At 45.3% G+C, this 23,501-nt stretch carries 19 protein-coding genes; 9 read left to right on the top strand and 10 right to left on the bottom strand.

Going from position 1 to position 23,501, the window contains the following annotated elements; all coding sequences use genetic code 11:
* Window positions 1-19: 19 nt before the first annotated feature.
* Window positions 20-949, bottom strand: coding sequence for a sugar ABC transporter substrate-binding protein (locus OW491_RS06715; protein WP_139303151.1), 930 nt, complete (start codon window positions 947-949; stop codon window positions 20-22).
* 327 nt (window positions 950-1,276) lie between these two features.
* On the opposite strand from OW491_RS06715, the gene OW491_RS06710 reads away from it, so the two are divergent.
* Complete coding sequence (locus tag OW491_RS06710) at window positions 1,277-2,308, top strand: LacI family DNA-binding transcriptional regulator (protein ID WP_075172507.1); 1,032 nt, start codon at window positions 1,277-1,279, stop codon at window positions 2,306-2,308.
* A gap of 14 nt (window positions 2,309-2,322) precedes the next feature.
* Here OW491_RS06710 and OW491_RS06705 read toward each other — a convergent pair whose 3' ends face one another.
* Window positions 2,323-3,495 (bottom strand): Gfo/Idh/MocA family oxidoreductase, encoded by a 1,173-nt coding sequence (locus OW491_RS06705; RefSeq protein ID WP_290035255.1) that lies wholly within the window; start codon window positions 3,493-3,495, stop codon window positions 2,323-2,325.
* 103 nt (window positions 3,496-3,598) lie between these two features.
* Complete coding sequence (locus OW491_RS06700; RefSeq protein ID WP_075172509.1) at window positions 3,599-4,489, bottom strand: TIM barrel protein; 891 nt, start codon at window positions 4,487-4,489, stop codon at window positions 3,599-3,601.
* 470 nt (window positions 4,490-4,959) lie between these two features.
* On the opposite strand from OW491_RS06700, the gene OW491_RS06695 reads away from it, so the two are divergent.
* Genes OW491_RS06695 through OW491_RS06660 form a run of 8 tightly spaced genes read left to right on the top strand, consistent with a single transcriptional unit; the run spans window position 4,960 to window position 12,712 of the window.
* Window positions 4,960-6,336, top strand: a complete 1,377-nt coding sequence (locus tag OW491_RS06695; protein WP_290035253.1) for an amidase family protein — start codon at window positions 4,960-4,962, stop codon at window positions 6,334-6,336.
* A complete protein-coding gene (locus OW491_RS06690) occupies window positions 6,329-7,204 on the top strand; it encodes a polysaccharide deacetylase (protein ID WP_290035251.1) in 876 nt (291 codons plus the stop codon). The genes OW491_RS06695 and OW491_RS06690 overlap by 8 nt, the downstream gene beginning before the upstream one ends.
* A 24-nt stretch (window positions 7,205-7,228) precedes the next feature.
* Window positions 7,229-8,593 (top strand): MFS transporter, encoded by a 1,365-nt coding sequence (locus OW491_RS06685; RefSeq protein ID WP_075172512.1) that lies wholly within the window; start codon window positions 7,229-7,231, stop codon window positions 8,591-8,593.
* A 56-nt stretch (window positions 8,594-8,649) separates the two neighbouring features.
* Window positions 8,650-9,414, top strand: coding sequence for an SDR family NAD(P)-dependent oxidoreductase (locus OW491_RS06680; RefSeq protein ID WP_075172513.1), 765 nt, complete (start codon window positions 8,650-8,652; stop codon window positions 9,412-9,414).
* 12 nt (window positions 9,415-9,426) lie between these two features.
* Complete coding sequence (locus tag OW491_RS06675; RefSeq protein WP_277253948.1) at window positions 9,427-10,173, top strand: SDR family NAD(P)-dependent oxidoreductase; 747 nt, start codon at window positions 9,427-9,429, stop codon at window positions 10,171-10,173.
* A gap of 50 nt (window positions 10,174-10,223) precedes the next feature.
* On the top strand, window positions 10,224-10,535 hold the full coding sequence (locus OW491_RS06670) for a hypothetical protein (RefSeq protein WP_290035248.1): 312 nt from the start codon (window positions 10,224-10,226) through the stop codon (window positions 10,533-10,535).
* On the top strand, window positions 10,528-11,514 hold the full coding sequence (locus OW491_RS06665; protein ID WP_290035247.1) for a GTP-binding protein: 987 nt from the start codon (window positions 10,528-10,530) through the stop codon (window positions 11,512-11,514). The genes OW491_RS06670 and OW491_RS06665 overlap by 8 nt, the downstream gene beginning before the upstream one ends.
* 19 nt (window positions 11,515-11,533) lie before the next feature.
* Window positions 11,534-12,712, top strand: coding sequence for an extracellular solute-binding protein (locus tag OW491_RS06660; RefSeq protein WP_290035245.1), 1,179 nt, complete (start codon window positions 11,534-11,536; stop codon window positions 12,710-12,712).
* 33 nt (window positions 12,713-12,745) lie between these two features.
* Here the strand turns inward: OW491_RS06660 and OW491_RS06655 are convergent, their stop codons facing one another.
* The 7 genes from OW491_RS06655 to OW491_RS06625 all read right to left on the bottom strand — a co-directional run bounded on the left by OW491_RS06655 (window position 12,746) and on the right by OW491_RS06625 (window position 23,500).
* Entirely contained in the window at window positions 12,746-13,720 is a 975-nt protein-coding gene (locus tag OW491_RS06655; protein WP_075172518.1) for a GntR family transcriptional regulator, read from the bottom strand.
* 112 nt (window positions 13,721-13,832) lie between these two features.
* Entirely contained in the window at window positions 13,833-15,308 is a 1,476-nt protein-coding gene (locus OW491_RS06650) for a hypothetical protein (protein WP_290035243.1), read from the bottom strand.
* Between the two features lie 48 nt (window positions 15,309-15,356).
* Entirely contained in the window at window positions 15,357-16,331 is a 975-nt protein-coding gene (locus OW491_RS06645; protein ID WP_290035241.1) for a DUF6384 family protein, read from the bottom strand.
* 74 nt (window positions 16,332-16,405) lie between these two features.
* Window positions 16,406-17,587 (bottom strand): cell surface protein, encoded by a 1,182-nt coding sequence (locus tag OW491_RS06640; RefSeq protein ID WP_075172521.1) that lies wholly within the window; start codon window positions 17,585-17,587, stop codon window positions 16,406-16,408.
* A gap of 232 nt (window positions 17,588-17,819) precedes the next feature.
* Window positions 17,820-18,470, bottom strand: a complete 651-nt coding sequence (locus OW491_RS06635) for a peroxiredoxin (protein WP_290035238.1) — start codon at window positions 18,468-18,470, stop codon at window positions 17,820-17,822.
* Between the two features lie 131 nt (window positions 18,471-18,601).
* Complete coding sequence (locus OW491_RS06630) at window positions 18,602-19,984, bottom strand: dihydrolipoyl dehydrogenase (RefSeq protein ID WP_290035236.1); 1,383 nt, start codon at window positions 19,982-19,984, stop codon at window positions 18,602-18,604.
* A gap of 216 nt (window positions 19,985-20,200) precedes the next feature.
* Window positions 20,201-23,500 (bottom strand): HsdR family type I site-specific deoxyribonuclease, encoded by a 3,300-nt coding sequence (locus tag OW491_RS06625; RefSeq protein ID WP_290035235.1) that lies wholly within the window; start codon window positions 23,498-23,500, stop codon window positions 20,201-20,203.
* Window position 23,501 lies beyond the last annotated feature (1 nt).

Raw genomic sequence — 23,501 nt, 5'->3', positions numbered from 1 at the left:
AAAAGCCGTTAACACTTATTTAATATTGAGATAAGTACGCTTCTTTTTGGCTTTCTTTTACAAGTTCGAAGTCTATCCAATTCATTTTCTGGACTTCTTCTTTTTGTGCTAACTTATAAGCTATTTCTGCCCCTTTATATCCTTGGCCTTTCGCACTCTGAAAAACAGTAGAATCTAAACCATTACCTAAATATTCGAGCGCATCTGGCGTTGCATCCACGCCTGAAATAATAAGATCAGCATCTGTTTTCCCTGCTTTTTTAGCAGCTAACAAAGCGCCAATGGCCATTTCATCATTGTTAGCAACGATGACATTGATATCCGGGTTTGCCTGCAGCCAATCTTCTGTAATTTGCAGAGCTTTGGCACGATCCCAGCGCCCTTCTTGTTCGGCCACGACTTTAATATTGGGGTGTTTATCGAAAACTTGTTTATTGCCTTGGGTTCTGTTTATTTGAGCTTCATGTCCTAAAACGCCCATCAAAATCGCCACATTGCCAGGCTTACCATCCAGCATTCCAACGATACTTTCCGCTTGGATAATGCCTGCTTGAATCGACTCTGAACCCACATAGGCGTCCACATTATCCATGGTGTCACTATCGGGAAGGCGATTGACTATAACCAATGGAATACCCGCACGACTCGCTTTTTTAGCGATGGGTTTCACAATAGCCACATCAGTAGGAACAACGAGCAGCGCCGACACTTGAGCATCAATAAAATTATCCACATCATTTAGCATTTTGCTCGGATCTTCATTTGCATCCGTCAGTTTAATATCGACGTTATCGTGCTCAGCATCAAAATCGCTAACACCTTCAAACAGGTAACTTAACCATTTATCAGCAAAGCTTGGCATAGGAGCGCCAATAACGTAGGAGTCTGCTATGGCGAAGCTCGATATCGAACAGATAACAGAAGCAGCTAATAGAGTTTTCTTGATCATTGCATCCAGTCCTTTTTTGTTTTTATTGATGAATAAGGATCCGCGATTCCCAGCTATACAGAAACCGCTTACCTGAAGATTAACAATATGAAATACGCTTTGCAAGCGCTTGCAAAAAGTATTTAATAAACTTTTAATCTATAGTTTATAAAGACAATAAAAATAAAAGTCAGCGTATGGCCACGCACGAAAAACAGAGCTAAAAGCTAATCCAGAAATAACTTAATCTTCTGTAAAAATAGCCTTTATCCAAACTGGAATGTATTATTAAACAAAGGGTTGCACGATAGAAAACCCGTGCATCGCCCAACTTATTACAGGTGACCTATGGACCAAAGCCGATATAAACACATCACTCAAAAAGAAGTCGCTGACAAAGCAGGCGTTTCATTATCGGCCGTTTCAAGAGCTTTTACGCCGGGAGCAAGCGTTTCAGAAAAAACACGAAAAAAAATAGAAGCAGCCGCTAACGAGCTAGGCTATAAAACAAACATCTTAGCCCAATCACTGATGACCAATCGCACGCGGCTAATGGGTGTTATTTCTAGCAACTTTGAAAATCCAGCCTTTATTGAAGTACTCGACCTAATCACTAAAGAACTCCAATCAAGAGGCTATCGATCCTTGATTGAAAACCTAACAACAGAGTCCAAACCCGAAGACGTATTAGAGCGGCTACTTCAATACCGCGTTGACGGCGTATTGTTTTTATCTTCTGTGCTGCCTACTATTTTCGCTGAAGTATGCGAAAAGGCAAAACTCCCTGCTGCTATCATGTTTGGCCGGTCTAGCCATAGCGACTCAATTAATACGGTTACGGCTGATAATTATAATGGTGGCAAAATGGCTATCGAATTATTAATCGATCGCGGTTATAAAAAAATTGCATTTTTAGGCGGCCCTATGAATGCAACCACCACCATTGACCGTAAACAAAGCGCTATAGAAACGCTAAAAGCCCATAAGCTCAAGCTGGTTGCAATCGAACATTGTGAAACTTACTCATACGAAGCAGGCAAGCAGAAAGCATTAGAATTACTAGAACAAAACCCTAGTTTAGAGGCCATTTTTTGTGGCGATGATATCTTAGCGATAGCCACACTAGACACGGCACGGGAGCTAGGTAAAAAATGCCCAGAAGATTTCGGCGTCCTAGGCTTTAATGATATGTCGATGGCCTCATGGAACGCCTACAACTTAACGACAATCAAACAGCCAATCAAAGAAATGGTGACAGCCGCTGTAGACATTATAATTAAGCGCATTGAGGAGCCAAATCTACCCACGGAAACACGCCTACTACCTTGCAAGCTCATAGAACGAGGCACGCTCAAAACATCGCAAAAGCACACCTCGTAACAGGCCAATAGCGGCTAGGCATTAGACGCAAGACTCACCCACTCTCCATTCTTTTGGTGCGAGTTAATAGCGGCTCTCACAAACGCCACGCCTTGCGCTCCATCTTGTATATCAGGAAAGTAGCGGGCTAAGGGGTTTTCTTTTACACCTGTTTTTTGCGCAATGATGACTTCAGCCAAATCAGTGTACAGATTAGCAAACGCTTCACGGTAGCCTTCTGGATGCCCTACTGCTATTCGTGAAACCCGATTAGCCGCTTCGTGCAAACCAGGCCCACCCTTTTGCAATAACTGAGTAGGCTGCCCAATGCGACGCACCAATAGCTGGTTTGGCTGCTCCTGATGCCACTCCAAACCGCCTTTGCTACCAAAAACTCGTAAATACAAGCCATGATCAGCACCTGCAGCAGCCTGAGTAATAAAAAAAGAGCCACGCGCATTATTCTTATAGCGGGTTAGAATACCGGTATAATCATCGGCCTCACGCCCCGGCACAATCGAAGCCAAATCAGCACTTAGCTCGGCTGGCACCATACCTGTAACAAACGAAGCCAAGTGGTAACAGTGAGTACCTATATCACCTAAGATCAACGACGGCCCCGCCATAGCCGGATCCATATGCCAATTGGTATTCGTTTTCTCGGAGTCGGTAAGCTCCGCTAAATGGCCTTGCACATAATCGCACTGAACCATTCTAACCTCTCCCAACTCCCCAGCTTCAATTATCGCCCGCGCTTCCCGCACCATGGGATAACCCGAGTACGCATAAGCCACACAACACTCAACCGAGCTTGCCTGTATCTTATAGACTAAAGCCATTGCCTCATCTAGATCATTGGTTAGTGGTTTTTCACACATAATGTGAAAACCATGATCAGCCGCCATACAAGCAATAGAATAATGACTGTTGTTGGGCGTCATAATCGCTATAACATCAACCCCATCATCCCTGTTAGCTTCGGCTAAGATCATGTCTTGCGCGGTCGCATATCCGCGCTCTATCCCCATTTCGCGCGCGTGCTCTACCGACTTTTCTGGGTTAGATGACAGCACACCTGCCGACACTTCGTAGTACTCTTCAAGTGTCGAGGCTCCTCGGTGGACAATCCCAATAAACGAGCTTGGCCCCCCTCCTATCACCCCAAGCCTTAACTTTCGACCTAAAGCTTTAATCACTGGATTGGTCATATATCTGTCCTTTAAAACTACTTTCAGGCATTAAAACAACTGTCGAGCACTGCTGATTCAAGATCAACAATGCTCCCGTTGCCAGCACTGAGCGAGAACCGCTTTAGTTAGTAAAATGCTGATTGATAAAGCGAAGGCTTTCTTGCGCATTCTCTAAAGAGCTATTGTTCTTGGTGGGGTCGACGTCCTGCTCTACGGTAATCCAGCCGGTATAGTTAATCTTCTCCAGCGTATTTCTTACTGCGGAAAAATCGACACAACCTTGACCCAGTGGACAGAAAACACCGTTGCCAATGGCCTTGTAGAAATCCACATGATTTTCCACGGTATGAGCCAACACCATTTCATCGATGTCTTTAAAATGGATATAAGCTACGCGATCTTGATAAGCCTCAATCAGCTCAGCCGGATTAATACCCGCGTATTTACTATGCCCTGTATCAACACACAACTTAACCAAATCACTATCCAAATCCTGCATAGCACGATCAATTTCATCGCGATATTCAATAAAGGTCCCTGCGTGCGGGTGTATAACAGGAACAATATCGTATTCTCGACAAATTAAAGACAGCTCAGTAATGGTTTTCATCATCTCAAACCATTCTTCATCAGGCAGACGATAAGCCGTTTCTACTTGGCCTGCTTGGTCCGTTCTCGGCGATGAAACATGGTCAATCACAACCATATACTGTGCATTTTGAGCCTTTAGTAGCTTACAGGTCGCCTCGGTATACTCTAAAATTTCAGCTCGTTTTTCTGCTTTGTGTAAATGCTTAAAAATAGTACCCGCGATAAGACCTAGGCCGTTTTCATCCAGCTTTGCCGCTAACACACCCGTGTCTGTAGGTAAGTAGCCTAACGGTCCAAGCTCTGTAGCTTTATAACCTGCCAGTGATATTTCTTGTAATACAGTTTCCCATGAAGGGTTGCTAGGATTATCGGCGAACTCGACACCCCATGAACAAGGCGCATTTGATAGTTGAAGCTTCATTATTTTTATACTTCCTATGTCGTGTTAATGGATCAAACAAACATTAATGCAAGCGCTTGCAAAAAGTCAACATAGCAACATCCTTTTCAGCAATCTTTTACCACTGCATAAGCTGCCCCTCTAACCATTCAATTAAGTAACACAGCCCGTAAAGCAGCCTTCATACATGGCAAACCAATCTACTCACCCCTGACATTAGCAACACATCATCTTTTTCTAGCACGCCCTACTCACCAGTAGAAGCACTGGCTGCATTCGAGCGGTAGCCCAACCCATCTTGCACCAAAACAGTGAAGCTTGATTATAAAGAGCACTCTTTTAAAGCATTTTTAATTATTTGTACATTTAACAGAAAAATAATAAATTATTTAAAAACAACAATTTAAAATTTTATCAAATTTTATTTGCAATCTGTAAGCGTATTAACATACATTAAAAACGTACTTTAAATTAAAAATACGTTATTAAATATGAAATCATCTGATTCTAAATACAGCATTTGTTTCCTACAGAAAGGCTTTCGAGAGAAGCGTTTCACGCCGATGGATGTGACTCAGCACGCTTTGAAACAAGCGCGAGCACACTCACAGATATTTACTCAAGTGTGTGAAAAAGAAGCGCTGATACAAGCGAATGAATCAACACAACGCTGGCGCCACGGAACACCAGCCAGTGAATTGGATGGAATCCCTTTTGCAGTTAAAGATTTATTTGATATCAAAGGTTATGCAACCACGAGAGGCTCTACGTTATACAGCGCGTTATCCGATTCAACATCGCCACAAGTGTTAGCATTAATAGAAAGCGGTGCCGTACTTATCGGCAAAACCAACCTGAGCGAATTTGCTTACTCCGGGCTGGGGCTTAACCCTCATTTTGGAACCCCCACACAGACATATAACGATAATGCTTACATCACAGGTGGCTCCTCTTGCGGTTCAGCCGCCGCGGTGCTCGAAAATATCGTGCCGTTCACACTCGGAACTGATACGGCAGGCTCTATTCGCATTCCATCATCTTATTGCGGGTTGGTTGGCTTTAGAGCTTCTCGTAAACGTTACGACAATAGAGGTATTGCCCCTTTATCACCTTCTTTGGATACAACAGGCCCCATCGGCCACTGTGTTGACGATATTCTTTTAGTAGACAGCGTACTGTATTCGCCAACGGAGCAACCCGCCGATTCCAGTCATTCTGGTCTAGTATTTGATGCGCAATTTTGCCAACAACTACCCCTAGATTGTGATACTCGACGCGCTTTTGATTTATCCCTAGATGCACTCCAAAATGCTGGAATTGCCGTTGAAGACGTAAGGCTAAGTACGCTTGATGCCACATTAGATTTAATCAAAAACATTGGATGGTTAGGCAGTATTGAGGCCTACCTAACATACGAAGACTTAGTTAATACCGATAAACTTGGGCAGGTTGACCCTCTAGTCGCTCAGCGACTTGCCGCTTCCAACCAATTGCCCGCCACACAAATTTCTTACTTATATCAGCAGCGTGAAAAACTACAACAACGGTTATCAAACGAGCTAGCAGGTCGCGCTTTTTTGATGCCTACCACGCTGACTACCGTTCCTTTGCTATCTCAGGTTACCCAATCAGTAGAGTCATTTAACGAGCACAACATCAATGCTCTGCGTTTAACAATGATTGGTAGCTACCTAGATTGCCCCGGTATCGCCTTACCTAATGGATACAACTCGAACGGACTCCCTACCAGTTTACTGCTCTCGCAGTGCTCAGGTAATGACGACGCGCTCATTAGCCTTGCCAAGACCATTGAGCCGGCCATTGCCTCACTTTTAATTAAACAATCAAAAGGAAATAATCATGGCTAAAGAAATCTTATGTGCATTTGGTGTAGACGTCGACGCAGTTGCGGGATGGTTGGGCTCATACGGTGGTGAGGATTCCCCAGACGATATTTCACGCGGCCTTTTTGCTGGCGAAGTAGGCGCTCCACGATTATTAAAACTGTTTAAAGAGCATGACCTCAAAACAACATGGTTTATTCCTGGCCACTCAGTAGAAACCTTCCCAGAACAAATGAAAGCCGTGGCAGAAGCTGGCCACGAAATCGGCATTCATGGCTACAGTCATGAAAACCCGATTGCCATGACACCTGAACAAGAAGAAATAGTACTGGATAAATCTATTGAGCTAATTACTCAATTATCCGGCAAGCGACCAACGGGCTACGTAGCACCTTGGTGGGAGTTCAGTAACGTCACTAACGAGTTACTGCTTAAAAAAGGAATTAAGTACGACCACAGCTTGATGCACAACGACTTCCACCCCTACTACGTTCGCGTAGGCGATAAGTGGACCAAAATTGATTACACCAAACACCCTGACGAATGGATGAAGCCACTCGTTCGAGGCGAAGAAACCAACTTGGTTGAGATCCCTGCCAACTGGTATCTCGATGACCTACCACCCATGATGTTTATCAAAAAATCCCCGAACAGCCACGGCTTTGTCAGCCCTCGTCATTTGGGTGAAATGTGGCAAGACCAATTTGATTGGGTTTATCGCGAGAACGATTACGCCGTATTCACGATGACAATCCACCCAGACGTTTCGGGCCGTCCGCAAGCCCTCTTAATGCTAGAGCGTCTGATTAAGCATATGAAAAGCCACGATGGTGTTCGCTTCGTCACTTTTGACGAAATCGCAGATGACTTTTTAACACGCAATCCAAAATAACGATAACAATACGGAGCTTCTATCATGAACAAATCAGAAACGCTCGACCAAGACACAAAGCCTGTGAGCGCAAAAAGTGATTGGCAACCCAACAAACTGCAAAAGAAAGATGTGAAGTTTGCAACGTGGATTGCATTCATTGCATGGGTACTAGCCGTTTATGACTTTATTTTATTCGGTACGTTACTACCGTTAATGGGCAACGACTATGGTTGGTCAGAAGTAGAACAAGCACAAATTGCTACGTGGGTTGCCGTAGGCGGCGCTGTTGTAGCCTTCCTTATCGGTCCTATTGTTGACCGAATGGGACGCAAACCAGGGCTGATCTTCACCGTAGGCGGTGCGGGTCTATGCTCTTTGCTCACTGCTTTTGGTGCCAGTGCAGGTAAAGGCCCTTTAACATTAATCCGCTCAATAGCCGGATTAGGTTATGCAGAACAAACTGTCAATGCTACGTATTTAACTGAGATGTACTCAGCCGTAGATGACCCAGAGCTGCAAAAGAAGAAAGGTTTCATTTATAGCCTTGTTCAAGGTGGCTGGCCTATTGGCGCATTAATTGCCGCTGGCATTACCGCCATTTTGTTACCGATTGTTGGTTGGCAAGGCAATTTTATCTTCGCCGCTATTCCTTCTTTTATTCTTATCTTCTTCGCCATGAAGTTGAAAGAAACACCACAGTTTCAGGTACATAAACGTATTCGCGAGCTACGCGAAGCCGGTGACGAAATTGCCGCTAAAAATTTAGCCGTAGAACATAAAGTAGACTACTCAGAGCACAAAAGCGCAGGCGTTTCAGCTGCATTCAAAGGCACTTCTTTGCGTGCAACTCTGGTATTGGGCGGTGCGATCTTACTGAACTGGTTTGCTATCCAAATCTTCAGCGTTTTGGGTACAACCGTGCTCACGCGTGTTCATGGCGTGTCTTTTGAAAACTCGCTGATCATTCTCGTTGCATCTAACTTGCTAGGCTACTTGGGTTACATGGCTCACGGATGGTTTGGTGACAAAATTGGCCGCCGTAACACCATCGCGATTGGCTGGGTAATGGGTGGCTTGGCCTTCAGTGCCATGCTGTACGGACCTAGCAGCCAATTAGCCGTGATTGCGCTATACAGCCTAGGCTTGTTCTTCCTTATCGGCCCTTACGCTGCAGCACTGTTCTTTATCAGCGAAAGTTTCCCAACGTCTATCCGTGCAACAGCAGGCGCCATCATCAATGCGATGGGCCCAGTGGGCGCGGTATTAGCAAGCTTTGGCTCTACTGCCGTACTCAGTAGCGGTGGTGACTGGCAGACATCGGCTTTGTACTTTGGCGCCGTTCCTTGCTTCTTATCCGGCTTGATCATTCTGTTTGCACGACACGTCGACCCAGCAACTGTTAAATAAAATCGTCAAGGCAGGTCTCCCACACCGGAGGCCTGCTTAAGGAAGTTTGTAAAAGTATGAATAACGAAAAAGTAGCTCTCATCAGTGGCGCCGCTAGCGGTATAGGCTTGGCATTGACCCAACTCTATTGTGCAAAAGGCTACAAAGTAGTCGCGGGCTTTTATGATAAAGACCCACACGACCCAGAAGCAGCTGCCGCTACATTGGGCGAATTCAGCAATAATGCCACGTGGCTGCCTCTGGATGTGGGATCTAAGGAATCAGTTAAAGAATTCATCAACGAGGCAGTATCCAGCTTTGGAAAAATAGATATCGTCGTGGCGAATGCAGGCCTGCTACGTAGCTCCCCGCTGGCGGACATGTCAGATGAGCAGTGGTACGAGATGATCGATGTAGACCTTACGGGTGTCTTTCGATTATTTAGAGACAGCACCCAGCATTTGTCGGACGGCGCAAGCTTAGTAGCCATCTCTTCCATTGCAGGCGGTGTCTATGGATGGGGAGACCATGTTCATTACGCTTCTGCCAAAGCTGGCGTTCCGGGTATATGCAGAAGTGTTGCTGTTGAGTTAGCTCACCGTAATATCCGCTGCAACGCGGTTATCCCTGGCCTTATCGAAACACCTCAATCATTGGATAAAAAGAACTCGTTAGGCCCTGAAGGTTTAGCTAAAGCCGCCAAATCTATTCCACTAGGGCGTGTTGGTAAGCCATCAGAAGTCGCCAACCTGATCGACTTTTTGACATCGGATAATGCCTCTTACATTACAGGCCAATCCTTCATTGTCGACGGCGGTCTAACGGTTAAATGGCCCGAGTAACAGGAGAAATAAATGCAGCTTAAAAACCAACGCGCCGTCATCAGTGGTGCCGGAAGCGGTATAGGTAAAGCGATTGCCATTGAGTATGCCAAGGCAGGAGCCACCCTAGTACTGACCGACATCAACGCGGATGCACTGAACGAGACCGCACATTGCTGCCAACAAGAAGGGGCTCAGGTACTCACCGTAACAAGCGACGTGAGCACACCATCGGGTGCTATTGCCGGTGTTAACCAATGTGTAGAAGCATTAGGCGGTATCGATATTCTGGTTAACAACGCTGGTATATTAACTCAAGCACCTTGTGAAGAAGTAACGTTAAGCATGTGGGATAACATGATTAACATTGACCTTCGCAGCGTGTTTTTAGCCTCCCAAGCGGCTATACCTCATATGAAAAGCCAGCAGCATGGACGAATTATTAACGTCTCATCACAGTTGGGTATTAAAGGAGGCGCTGAGCTTTGTCATTATGTCGCCGCAAAGGCAGGCGTTATAGGGCTTACAAAATCTCTTGCCATTGAGTGCGCCCCTTATGGTGTATTGGTCAATGCTATCGCTCCCGGACCTATCGAAACGGCGCTCGTTGAAGGGATTAGCGCTTCTTGGAAAGAGTCCAAAGCCAAAGAACTCCCACTCGGGCGTTTTGGACAACCTGAAGAAATAGCCCCTACAGCATTATTGCTCGCCAGCTCGCCAGGCGGCAACTTGTTTGTAGGACAGACACTCGGCCCCAATTCGGGCGATGTGATGCCCTAATCTTCAAAGGGGGGGCTACCAAGGCCCCTCAGCTACCAACGGAATATCTTATGTGCGGACTATGTGGCATTTTTTCAGAGCCGGATTTATGGAATCAATCACCCAATACCGATGCTAATAGTCTCAGGCGTAACCGGCTTATCCAAATTAACTACTTACAAACGATATTGACCCACATTCGGTTAAGAGTCAGTGATGTTCATGGCGTTAACTATCTGCTGGAAGACTTTAAGGGCAACCAAAAACTCTTCTCCAATCTACATGAGTTATGGCAAAGCATAGAAGAGCTCACAGGAGAACCTCTAGACCCTTTTAACAACGAGTTATTGCAGCACTTAGAACGAGGAAACAATAATGATTAATAACAATAAAAGAATCCCTGTTCATATTCTTACCGGCTTTTTAGGGAGCGGCAAAACAACGCTGCTAAGGGAGTACATCGAGCAGGGCTCGGCACACCGTACTGCTTTTATTATTAACGAGGTAGGCGACATAGGCATTGACCATCACCTCACTCAGCGTCTCGATGGCGAAACTCTTTTGCTCGAAAGTGGATGCCTTTGCTGTGAAGTAAGAAACGACTTAAAAGCATCATTGCTAGCCTTGCTCAACCAAGATACAAACGAGCACCTTGAACAAATCATCATAGAAACCACCGGCTTAGCCAACCCCGCTCCCATTCTGGCTACCATTTTCAATGACCGAGAATTAAGCCAAGCAGTCGTGAAAGGCAAAATAGTGACCACCGTGGACGCATTAACCGCCGAGCAATGCGCGCGCGATATCCCCGAATGGGCTAATCAACTCAGTAGTGCCGACAGCCTAATTTTTACTAAAACAGAAAAACTGTCTGAGTCTGATATACACAGGTTACAAAACCTGTGCTCAGCCACAAATCCATTTGCCAGCTTCTACATAAAGCACCCAAACAACACAGCAACACTTGCTCAGGCAATCCACTCAACAACGCCGCCCAGACTTTTACAGGCCACTCACGAGCAACCCGCTTACTTTTCTATTCGAAGCATCGCGAACCATAGCGCAATTCAAACCGAAGCTATAAACGTAGAATCGGTTGATTGGCAACGCTTTTCAATCTGGCTTTCAATGATACTCTACCGTTACAATGATCAAATATTGCGAGTAAAAGGGATATTAAAAGACAGCAATACAGGGAATTATGTATTACTAAACTCAGTCAGAAAGATCCTTGCGCCCTTAGAGATTATCGATAAAGAAACCTTAAACTCACCGTCGTTAGGCCTTGTTTTTATAACACGAGGACTCACCCCTAACGATATTACGGCGTCATTTAACGCATTTAATATCTCACCCAATTGAGAATGCATAGCGAAGCACCATGTCAAAAAAAACTAGCCCTCTGCGCGTTTTAGGTACATCGGTCACCTTGATCGAAAAAATCAGAAAACAAGCTGAAAAAGAACTCAATATCGAAATAGAATTTGATGTGAGAGGCGTTAAGGATGCTGAACGCATTGCCGTGATGCAACCGCAGAGCTATGACATATATGACCAATGGTTTCATAACGTTGATTTTGTCTGGCCAGCACAGGCTATTCAGCCAATTGACATCGATCGTATAGATAATTGGTCACAAGTTAACTCCCTACCTAAAACAGGGCGTGTTATCCCCTCGCAGCCTCTTGCTCCCGGTTCAGAACCTTCGGGCCGCCTGTATGTTCAACACAACGGGACTCTCGGCGCAACGCCTACTCAACAGATTAGCATGCTACCGTTAGCGCATAATGTAGATAGCTTTGCCTACAATGCCGCCCAATTGCCAGAAGTACTTAAGGGGCAACCCGAGAGCTGGGCATGGTTACTTTCTCCCGCCATGAAAGGCAGATCAGCCTTTCAAGATGATGCAGCCATGGGGACGATTGATGCTGCTATCGCGATTAATGCGGCAGGGTTAGCTGAATTTAAAAACCCGTCAAATCTAACTCTCTCAGAGATCGATCTGCTCATAAAGCTATTGAAAGGGAAAAAGGACCAAGGCCAATTTGTCGAGTTTTGGAAAGATCATGAGCAGTCCGTAAACTTGCTTAAATCACAACGTTCCTACATTCAGAGTATATGGGCCCCCATGTACTACAGTAACCGTTGCAATATAGACGGATACAAACTCGCCTGCCCTATTGAAGGCTACAGAGCTTGGTGCGGTGGGTTATCGGTATCAAAATGCGCCTCGGGCAAAAAGCTGGATATGGTTTACCAGTACTTAAACTGGTGGCTGTCTGGATGGCCGGGGTCGGTCATTGCTAAGCAAGGTTATTACATATCAAATACCGAGAGCGTAAAAAACTACCTGTCGGAAGAAGAGTGGCAATTCTGGTACGAAGGTAAACCAGCCTTAAAAGTACTAAACGGTATCGATGACCACCCATTAATACCAGAAGGCACTGTGCGGTCAGGCGGAAGCTACACACAGCGCATGTCAAACATAGCTGTGTGGAACTCCGTAATGGACGAGCATAATTACCTTGTCCGTAAGTGGCGAGAGCTTACAAAAGTCTAGCGCTACCGCTAACTGCGTAAGATGATTCGGCAGCTATACCTTAACCAAATACGCCGGCAGCTTAGGGTCAGGCAGTACAGAGACCACCTTCAAACGTTGGAGCGAACGCTTTCGCGCATTAATCAAATGATCTTTTAAACTCGCTGAAGCCGCCTCAACCGCCCCTTGTAAAAGCAGTTCTAACACCAGCTTATGCTCTTTAAGTGCAGCCACATCCATAGATAAATTCAAGCTGGTAAAAAAGACTTTGTTTAATACAACAGAACTGCGGCAGTGATTTAACACATCCAACAGTTTTTTATTATCAATATGCTTAATCAAACTACCGTGCAAAAAATCTTCAACCGTCGTAATGTCTTCAATTGAAATCTCTTGTCCGTTAATCATTTCTTCATGCTTGGTTACCATTTGCGCGATAAGCGATTGATCAATGTGCTTTGCCGACAACTTTAAAGCCGCTGGCTCTAACTCAGCACGAATTTCATAATCATTTCTTATCTCACGAGCTGTTAGCGGGCCGGCCAACCAAGACGAATAAGGCTCTTTTTCGACCACGCCTCTATCCCGCAACCTTAGCAAAGCTTGGCGTATAACCATCTTGCTAACGCCATAATACTCAGCCGCGCGCCCTTCCTCTACACGGTAATGACCAAACACCATGCATGTGGAAATCTGCTCAAACAGGTCTTCAAAGATTTTCTCGCTGAGTGTTCGATTATCAACCGCCTGATCAGACTCAAGCCCTACGTCGACCTTAGTAACCATGCGCCTGATGGGCTTTATATCCTTGCTGTTAGCATCACCAACAACAAAGCCCCGCCCATCAAAGCGACTGATTTTTAACTCATCATTTAAAAGCATTAGCGCTTTACGTACAGGAACCCGGCTAGTTCCAAACAAATCTCCTAGCGGACCTTCCAGTAAAACTAACCCTTCTGTTAACGTACCCGACCTAATGGCTTCGTCTAAGGTCTGGTAAATTAGTTCGTACCGAAGTTTCCCTTTCAAATTTGCATTCTCAACACTATAAATCCTATATATAACAATACTATAGAATGCTCAATTAGTTGATCATTATGTGATAAAAACTTTGAACATAACTCGCTTTAGACGATTAACATCAAAACCCACCACCTGTCCTGAAGCCACCACTATTGTTTGATCGTCGACTACCGCCACCGCCGCCAGGCATTCTAAAACCGCCACTGCCACTGCGATTGCTGGGCCAATGGAAGGTGGTGTTGCTGTTTGAGGTAGACCGGCGTGGAGATCGGCCACTGATACCACCGCTGCCAAAATCAGGACGGGCATTAATATCGCTGTAGCGTTGATTACGCTGAATCACCCGCCACACTTCAGCACCACTCAATACACCTTGTACAAACTGGCTCAACACTGATTGGATAAGCCTTTCATTGCCAAAGCCCGAGCGAACATCATCAAAACGGTTGTTTTTAAAGTTACGCCTTACACCCTCTAACTCTTTTAGCTTTGAAAGTTTAACAGAATGGGCTTTTCGCAAATCAGCCAAGTCGTCTTCGTTATCTTCATAATTATCACGATAATCACGCAGCTCATTGACAAGACCATCATCCACCAATGAACGAGTTGCTCGTACATAACGCTCTATCTGATAGATATCTTTATGCTGCATAGCGGTATTTAAACAATGGAGTGAACGTTGCATATATTCATCTAAGCCCGCCGTAAACGAGGCTCGCTGTTCTAAGATGAGATGCAACTTGTTTTCTGTGGCTTCAATTTGATCATCATGAGCATCGAGCGCCTGCCTAGCCTTGTCTAAACGCTGCAATATTTCGGGTACACCAGCGTCAGCCAACGCGGCATTCTCAATCAATTGCAGCGCCTTAAATTCGGCTTCTGCTTCTCGCTTTACGTGCTCTGCATGCGCACTTAGACGTTTAGGGATTTCTTGCAAATTCCAATAATTTACGCGATTACGTTCATACTTAATCAGCTTAGCAACCCAATTATCTAAACTGCGAGTTAATACGCCACCCTCGTAATCCGCAGTGCCATACTTACGTCCCCAAAGGTACATAAACAACTTATCTTGCTGGTATGGCTCATCCTTTTTATCCATGTCTACTTGAGCCACTTCACTTTTGCTGTGAGCTTCATCCGCAATGGATTCAGCTTTGTTGGCTCGCTCAAACTGTGCTTGGTAGCTTGCGTCCATCTTTAAATTGGCTTGCACCGCTGCTTCTCGATCAGCAAGCTCCTGAGCAATAACATTTGCAGATGCCAGCAACACTTCCCGCTGTTGCTCAGCTTGCTCTAATTGCTGCTTTACGGCGTCTGTTTCTTGCTGAAGGCTTTCGATTTTGTGTACACGCTCACCCAGAATTTTTTTTGCGTCATGGTCAGCCGCTGTTAGCGTTTCTTGCAACTGTCCGGTATCTATTTCCTGCAAACGAACCCGCGCAATCTCATTAATCACCTTACTCTGCTGAAGACGATTCTCGGTTAAGCTCTCGGTGAGGCGTGTTAAGTTTTGATCAAGACGAGCAATATCATCACGCACGGTTTTTAACGCGCTATCGATATTATTTAAGGCTGTTGAACCGCTCCACATTATCTAAACCCTTTTATTGATATATGCATAACATATGGATACTTAAAGTTACCACGCGGTGATAGTCGCGCCAGAAGTCGCTATTCGATACTCAGGTGACAGGTAACCCACACGCTTTTCACCCACTACATTACCCTGAATAATGCCATCATCCTGTTTGTCAGCGGCAACCTGATTAAAGGTTTTGTAGTCGACACGTAATCCCCATTTATCAACCGAGGTTTGTTTACCCGTCTCCTCATTGAGCACGGGCAATGTCAGCACATTATTGTTCCCATCAATGGCTTCAACGATCAGATAATAATTACGTGCTGTAGAGTTAATATCAGGAATACGCCACACCCCTGACTGCTCGCCCGCTCGCGACACCACTTTAATGTGATAAGACATTCTTAGCTGTACCAACATGTTTTCCATGTCGGCTAGTAATGCTTCAGCCGTATCCTGTTTATCATTTTGCAAAGCGGCATTAGCCGAAGTCTGCAATCCTTTGGCTTGTGCCGCTATATCGGGTTGTTTGGCTAAAGTCTGGATTTCGGTATAAGTTTGCTGCAAATTAGACGGCAAAGCTTCCAACGCTAGTTGCTGAGGCCGCTCATTGAGCCAGTAATTACCACCGAATAATAACGATGCGACCAGCGCAACAGCCGCCAAGGGTAAACCCCATTTTTTGCGGCTGACATAGGCGTGTGCTAACGCGGTAGAGATGCTTTTTTTGGTTGGGTGATATTTAAAGCGATCCTCATCAAGCGCCTTGATGCCTTCTTCTAGAATATGATCCGGCACCTCCATGCCTTGATCGGCGTAGATCGTACGTAGCCGCTCAAGCAGCTGTGCACGGCGGCTATCGGCATCTAACTCTCGTTCAACCATGCCTTGACGGTGACGTAAGGTATCTACCACATCCATTGCCGCCATTACATCTTCAAGTTTAGCTCTGGGTGCTGATGATTCGCTAGCGGATGTAGCCGCTGATTCAGTAGCTGAAGCCGTATTTTCCATGCCATTACTCGTATTAGTCATTTTCGCTTAACCCTATTTACACACTGGTCAGAGGGGCAAGCTCCAGCCGCCCCAGCTAACAAAGCTCTTAGTGTTTAAACAGACGTTGCCATATCCGGCAACGGTAACGAACCGCCACGCTGAATGACATTGGCTAACCGTTTTTTACCATCTTCAACAGAGTCACGGATCTCATCTGCATTTTTGGTGGATAACACGCGCATCTCTTCAATAATCTCACGCGATCGTTCTTGGAAGTTCACTACCGAATCAACCAGTTTTTTAACAGACTCAGCACGGATTGTCGGGCCATAACCGGCTTTGACCGCCGCTTCTTGAATCTTGCCACCAATGGACGCTAAATCCTCTAGACTATCCGATACGCCATCTTTCATCGCATTCAATGCTTGGGTGCTTTCATGTAAACCAAACATACCGGTAAATGATGCCGTTAGCGCCGTAAAGACCGATTCATTCGTGCCAAAGAAAGTAATAGACTGCTGGTATACACGTTGTTTTGCACTGTTAGTTTGCATCAAGCGCGCCATGATCACTTCAGAGGTGTTATAGCTGACGGTTAAATTATCCGCTAAATCTTTCGCGATCTGGTAGCGATCTTCTGCAAACTGCAACTTACGCATACGCTCATCTCGCGCTAACTCTAGCTTCGCTCGCTCGGCTAAGTCTTCACCCGCATAAGCGGCTACGGCTTCACTGGCCTGTTGCAGTGAGCCTTTTTCACTGTTCCATATCGCTTCGGTTTGTTTTAACAAATCCAATGCATAGATTTCTGACTCTTTAATCGCACCTCGGAAATCCTGATACGCATTCAAAATAATATGCTCACGTTCAATCTGCTCTTTAGAGTCACTCGCCACTTCTAAAAAGGTGTCTTTGATTTTATCGAAACGTGTCGCGATATCCCCGCGTGTAGCCTTCATCCAAATATTATTGACGCGCTCAAAGGTATCAATTTTGCCATCTTCAACCTGTTCAACCATGGTTTTTGCATCAGTACGGATACTATTAAACGCTTCGGTAATTTCTTCATAACGCTCACCAATGCGCATTTGCGACACTTGCTCACGTACAATCTCATTAAAAACAGACGCTTGCGTTAGGGTGCGGGCTATAGCGAGTGTTTTCATTTCATCAATATCAGACAAACGTTCGATAAGAGCGACCACAGGTGCTTCATCTACCTTTTCTGGCATTAAACCCAACTCACGAACCTGCGTTAGTGCTTTATCAAGATACTTAAATGTGATGTTTGACATAAGAACTCCATGTAACAAAGAAAGGGCAACGCTAACGTTGGACGATAATTTTCCCGATTATATCTGGCGAAACATGCAGCAAAGATTAACATGAAGGAAAAAATAAGGGGGGTTTAAGAAAAATTTCACTTAGCCCGCGCCAAGAAAAAACAATGAATTGCTTATTAGCAAAATAACCCTGCGCGCAACTTGAAACTGCGGGCAGGGTTATTAAAGATCAACTAAACACTAACTACGGTTGTTTAACGGTACGTAAATAAGGCAATTTTACGTCAACATCCCCAAACTTAGCCTTTGCCTCTTCATCATTTAACGACAAAGCAACAATAACATCTTCCCCCGCTTTCCAATTGGCAGGCGTGGCAATAGGTACTTTATAAGTAGCTTGTAAAGCGTCTAAAGCACGCAACACTTCTGCAAAATTACGCCCGACAGACATAGGGTAAGCCATGGCAAGCTGTAGCTTCTTATCAGGACTAAAAATAAAAACCACACGCACACTAGCAGAGTCTGCAGCTGTGCGGCCATCCGGCAGATAAGCATCGGCGGGTAACATATCCAATGCTTTAGCAACGGCCATATCATCGTCGGCAATGATTGGAAACGCAGCAGGTGCGCATGAGTATTTTTCGATATCTGCTTTCCACTTTACATGCTCATCAACACCGTCTACCGACAGCCCGATAACCTTAGTGCCCCGCTTTTCCCATTCTGCTGATAATTGGGCTACAGCACCAAACTCAGTAGTACAAACTGGCGTAAAGTCTTTTGGATGACTGAACAGGATAGCCCAGCTGTCACCAATGAAATCATGTAGAGTGAAATCCCCCAGATCAGTTTTCAAATCGAGATTGGGTACGATGTCATTAATTCGAAGTGCCATTTTTATCTCTCCAGCTGTCTTAAATTGAAGGGCATAATTACCCTCATTAAGAACACAACATTATAAGCTTATAACTTTTTGTAATTTATCATAACAATTACACCTATAGTAAAAACTAATCATGCTCATCATCAGATAAGGCCTTTTAACTCTTTTAACAAGCTACGCACCCCCTCTTCCAATACGGGGTGATAGAAGGGCATCCCTAATAAATCATCAACGCTGAGCTGTTGCTGTATCGACCATGCCAAGAGGTGAGCTAAATGCTCAGCATCAGGGCCCAAAATCTCAACACCAAGGAGGACTCCACTTTCTTTTTCTGCCCAAACTTTCATAAGACCGTAATCACGACCTAATACTTTCGCCCGAGCCTGATTAGCAAAATCAAAACTGGCAACCGCATAATTACCGGCATAAGCCTGCTCAATTTGCGAAGGTTGCAAACCTATCGTCGCCATTTGTGGGTCTGAGAACACGATAGCAAGCGGAACAGTCCTTCGCCCTCGCTGTACATCAGACAACTGGGCTGCGTTACGCCCAGCAATAGCGCCTTCATCAACCGCTTCATGCAATAGTGGTAAGTGGTTGTTGGCATCACCAACAATAAAAATATGTGCAAGAGAGCACTGCAGTGTATGAGGATCAAAAACAGGGAAGCCACGCTCATCTAGCGCTAGGCTTGTGTTTTCTAGCCCTAAATGATCAACATTAGGACGACGGCCAGTCGCTGCTAGGAGGTAATCAAAAGTCTCTGTCTTTGGTTGGCCATTGTTTACAAAAGTCACTTCAACACCATCAGCGGATTCTTTGATGCCATTTACCTGTGCATCAGGGTCCAGTGGAAATTCACGGCTAAAGCACTCAAGTGCGGCTTGACGAATGTCCGTATCTCCAAGAGGCCCCACAGAGCCACCCACACCCAACATCCGAACTCTCACACCTAAACGCGACAACGCCTGGCCCAACTCCAGACCAATAACTCCAGGACCAAAAACAACTACGGACTTAGGTAAAGTCGACAGCTCAAACAGATCATCATTCAACAACAACCGTTTGCCAGCTAACCGCAACATATCCGGCACGGCAGGACGCGAGCCGGTAGCAATAATCACCCGATCAACTTCTATCAATTCACCCTCAGACGTTTCAAGCCGGTGATCCGCTACAAAGCGTACTGATTGATCCAATTTATCCAGTTCCGGAATGGACTCCATCCCTTTCAGCACCTTGGCTACAAAGCGATCACGCATCTGACGCACGCGCTCCAAGACAGCAACGCCATCAACGTGCACCTGACGTGCAGTAATCCCAAAAGTACTGGCATGCTGCATGTTCCACGCGGCATCGGCTGCGGATATCAAAAGCTTACTGGGCATACAACCAACACGCGCACACGTAGTGCCAAGCGGACCCGGATCAATCAGTAGAACCGAATCGCTATATTTACGAGCCGAACGATAGGCGGTAAGGCCCGCACTACCAGCACCGATCACAGCAATATTGACTTTGCGCATATTAAATCCTTATCAGCACTGAATACATAATATTAGATTATACTAATACATAGTATCTGCATTGATAGAGATCATATTTGGCGGTTGACGTAGTACTGCTCAGGAACATGAGACAGGGGTTATGACAACAAAGGAGATAAAACACTAATTTATGTAGCGTACCGACAGATGACTACATTATTGAGATTACTTAGGATGGTTTTCTACTAACCAAACTCATCCTCGATGCTTCTTAAAGTTCTCTGCTTGCTCCAGAATCTCTTTATATGCATCATCGTTGGCCACCGGCGGATAGCCATATTTGGCCAGTAACAAGATCAGTTTGACTTGCAACTCAGCTTTAATATCTTCCCGTTGGTTCCAGGCGGGGAAGCTGGCAACGCTATCAACCTCTTCCTTGGTGTGTTTCGCCAGTTCGATCATCTTATCTTCAGGGTAGGTAAAATCATATTTAACTGAGAGTGACTTTAAGATGTCGTAAAACGCTTTCTCTTCAAAGTTGATGCCCATATCGGCAAACGAGGTCATTTCGGTTTTTAGGTCATGGTACAGGTCGATAATTTCATTAGAGAAATCTTCCAGCACACTACTGACGAGTACATCGTCTTCTTTGCGTTCGTTGTATTTATCCACCAGCGCTTTAAACTTTTTAGAAAAATCGACGGCTTGCATCTTATTGGTTTTCGATACTTCGCCAATGGCTTTTTCCAACAGTTTTTGCAATAGCTTAATCTTGGTATTCGGCAGTTTAATCTTGTCGATTTTGGCTAAATAATCTTCATCAAAGATATCAATCGCGCCCTCTTCAGCGTCATTACCCAATTTGAAGATCTCTTCGACACCCTCGCTTTTAATCGCTTCGGCGATCATATCGCGCACCTTGGCGTTCATCTGCGCCGTATCCGGTGCCGCGCCTCGGGTTAACTTAAAAATAATGGAGCGGATCGCCATATAAAAGTGAATATGGTCACGCTCATCTTTACTGATCTGCTCGTTACCACAGCAAATGTCATAAGCTGCTTTTAAACGCTTGGTAATATCCATAAAGCGCTTTTCGGTTTTGTCCGTTTGCATCGCATATTCAGCAGCCCGGTTAAGGCAATTTAACTGGCCAACAGGGTCGCCGGAGAAATAGTCGGTGCTATCAAAGTGATAAAAAGCTTTGCTCAGTAGGTCTAAGTGGTTACGCACTTCAACAATAGAGGCGGCGATATCTTCAAAATTATCATCACCACTGCCGCCAAACTGTTTGAGCGCTTTGTTCATCTGGGTTTTAATGCCGATGTAATCCACCACCAGCCCTTTTTTCTTACCTTTAAATTTGCGGTTTACCCGTGAAATCGTTTGTATCAAATTATGCTGTGAGACGGGTTTATCGATATACAGGGTATCGAGAAACGGCACATCAAAGCCGGTTAACCACATATCCACTACGATGGCGATTTTAAAATTGGACTTAGCCTGCTTAAACTGGCGGTCCAGCTCTTTGCGGTCATCTTTACTGCCAAGCAGATCCCACAGCGCTTTATCATCATCTTTGTTGCGCGTCATCACCATGCGCACCCGCGCAGACGCTTTTATCTCCTTACGCTCTTTATCGCTTAAGGCTTCCCCTTTAGCGCACTCCAGCACCTCAAACCATTCGGGGCGCAAGCGTTCTAATTCCTGATACAGCTGATACGCAATTAGCCGAGAGCTACTAACAAACATCGCTTTGCCCGCCACGGTAGAACCTTCAGCAACACGATCTTCATAGTGCGCTACAAAGTCCTTGGCTAAGGCATGTATACGGTCAGGATCACCTAGAATCGCCCCCATACTGGCCATCGCTTTTTTACTGTCGTCTATCTGGTAATCGCTTGCGCCCTCTTCGGCACATTGTTGATAGTAGTCCTCAATCTCTTTGAGTTTACTGTTATCCAGAATCACTTTTGCCGCACGCCCTTCATAAACAATACGTACGGTAATCTCATCTTTAACAGACTCGTTCATGGTGTAGCTATCAACCACCGTACCAAACACATCCAAAGTGGCATCAATGGGTGTTCCGGTAAAACCGACATAGGTGGCATTCGGTAAGGAATCATGCAGATATTTAGCAAAACCGTAGGTTTTCTTAACCCCTCGGTTTTTGCCCTCAGTTACCACCGAGATTTTTTGATCGAGGTTAATCTGGCTACGGTGGGCCTCATCAGAAATACAAATCACATTACAGCGATCCGTTAACAGCGCGACATCTTCCGTAAATTTATGAATCGTGGTTAGGAAAACCCCACCGCTCTGGCGTCCCTGCAATTTGGCGCGTAAGTCGGCACGGGAGGTGACCGTTTCAACAATCTGATCACCAATATAGGTTTTGGCATTGGTAAACTGTTTAGAGAGCTGATCATCTAAATCAGTACGGTCGGTAATCAACACAATGGTGGGGCTGGCAAAGTCCACGCTCTTCATCAACAGGCGCGCTAAAAACTGCATGGTAAAGCTTTTACCGCAACCGGTGGCGCCAAAGTAGGTGCCGCCCTTACCATCGCCAACAATCTCACCTTCACTGTTACGCCGTTTCTGATGCGCTTTAATGCTTTGGTAAAGCTTAGTGGCCGCATAATACTGCGGATAACGACAAACGATTTTGATCTCTTGATGGCTCTTATCCGGGAAATAGATAAAGTGCCGGATCACATCACGTAAACGCTGCTGATCAAACAGCCCGTGCAGCATACTGGTGAGCGAGCTGATGCCGTCCTTTTCTGCCGTCTCATTGCCGTTAACCTTACGCCAGCCATAATAAAACTCATAAGGCGCAAACAGTGTTCCCATCTTGTTGTTGACCCCATCACTGATCACACAGAGGGCGTTATAAATAAATAACTGGGGGATATCACGCCGGTAGCGCGTGCAGATTTGCACGTAAGCATCGTGGATGGTGGCTTCTTCACGAATGGCGCTTTTAAACTCAAACAACACCAGCGGCAAACCATTAATATATAGAATACCATCGGGAATACGCAGCTCACCACCGGCCGAGGCTACCCCTTCAATTTCTAGCTGGTTAACAATTTTAAAAAGGTTATTCGTGTTCAGCTGGACCTGATAGCTGGCGCCTTTTTCGGCAACAATGGATAGCTGATCCACTTCATCCGCTGTAGGCACGCGCATCGCCGCCAGGTCGCTGTAATCGATCAGCTGTATGTAAATGTCTTTATCATTAGGGTCTTCACGCTTGAGTAAAAAACCATCGCTCAGCCACTTACAAAAGGTTTTATTACTCTCATACAAATCACTCACTGACAGCAATTCAAGCTGACGAATAATGCCATCGATCTCATTATTGGTAATACCTGCATGAGTATATTGCTTAGTCAAAAAAGCACGCAGATCCGCAGTAATCAGTACATCGGTTGCCGCACGCGCACCGCCCGCTTCATTATAAAGATCGTAACCCACTACATGAGGATAACCTTGTTCCCCTAGTAGTTGGATAATGGCACTTTCTAATTGAGCTTCGGTAAATTTCACG

It is taken from the genome of Neptunomonas sp. CHC150, assembly GCF_030397555.1.
Classification (GTDB): Bacteria; Pseudomonadota; Gammaproteobacteria; order Pseudomonadales; family Balneatricaceae; genus Neptunomonas; species Neptunomonas phycophila.
Note: the sequence above shows the minus strand (reverse complement) of the source record. Positions and strands in the feature narration are given on the sequence as shown.

Bases quoted from the DNA above. Each gene is read 5' to 3' on its own strand.
- OW491_RS06645 (WP_290035241.1), bottom strand. From the start codon at position 16,331: ATGACTAATACGAGTAATGGCATGGAAAATACGGCTTCAGCTACTGAA.
- OW491_RS06670 (WP_290035248.1), top strand. From the start codon at position 10,224: ATGTGCGGACTATGTGGCATTTTTTCAGAGCCGGATTTATGGAATCAA.
- OW491_RS06680 (WP_075172513.1), top strand. From the start codon at position 8,650: ATGAATAACGAAAAAGTAGCTCTCATCAGTGGCGCCGCTAGCGGTATA.
- OW491_RS06630 (WP_290035236.1), bottom strand. From the start codon at position 19,984: ATGCGCAAAGTCAATATTGCTGTGATCGGTGCTGGTAGTGCGGGCCTT.
- OW491_RS06710 (WP_075172507.1), top strand. From the start codon at position 1,277: ATGGACCAAAGCCGATATAAACACATCACTCAAAAAGAAGTCGCTGAC.
- OW491_RS06695 (WP_290035253.1), top strand. From the start codon at position 4,960: ATGAAATCATCTGATTCTAAATACAGCATTTGTTTCCTACAGAAAGGC.
- OW491_RS06675 (WP_277253948.1), top strand. From the start codon at position 9,427: ATGCAGCTTAAAAACCAACGCGCCGTCATCAGTGGTGCCGGAAGCGGT.
- OW491_RS06685 (WP_075172512.1), top strand. From the start codon at position 7,229: ATGAACAAATCAGAAACGCTCGACCAAGACACAAAGCCTGTGAGCGCA.
- OW491_RS06635 (WP_290035238.1), bottom strand. From the start codon at position 18,470: ATGGCACTTCGAATTAATGACATCGTACCCAATCTCGATTTGAAAACT.
- OW491_RS06660 (WP_290035245.1), top strand. From the start codon at position 11,534: ATGTCAAAAAAAACTAGCCCTCTGCGCGTTTTAGGTACATCGGTCACC.
- OW491_RS06715 (WP_139303151.1), bottom strand. From the start codon at position 949: ATGATCAAGAAAACTCTATTAGCTGCTTCTGTTATCTGTTCGATATCG.
- OW491_RS06650 (WP_290035243.1), bottom strand. From the start codon at position 15,308: ATGTGGAGCGGTTCAACAGCCTTAAATAATATCGATAGCGCGTTAAAA.
- OW491_RS06640 (WP_075172521.1), bottom strand. From the start codon at position 17,587: ATGTCAAACATCACATTTAAGTATCTTGATAAAGCACTAACGCAGGTT.
- OW491_RS06665 (WP_290035247.1), top strand. From the start codon at position 10,528: ATGATTAATAACAATAAAAGAATCCCTGTTCATATTCTTACCGGCTTT.
- OW491_RS06700 (WP_075172509.1), bottom strand. From the start codon at position 4,489: ATGAAGCTTCAACTATCAAATGCGCCTTGTTCATGGGGTGTCGAGTTC.
- OW491_RS06690 (WP_290035251.1), top strand. From the start codon at position 6,329: ATGGCTAAAGAAATCTTATGTGCATTTGGTGTAGACGTCGACGCAGTT.
- OW491_RS06705 (WP_290035255.1), bottom strand. From the start codon at position 3,495: ATGACCAATCCAGTGATTAAAGCTTTAGGTCGAAAGTTAAGGCTTGGG.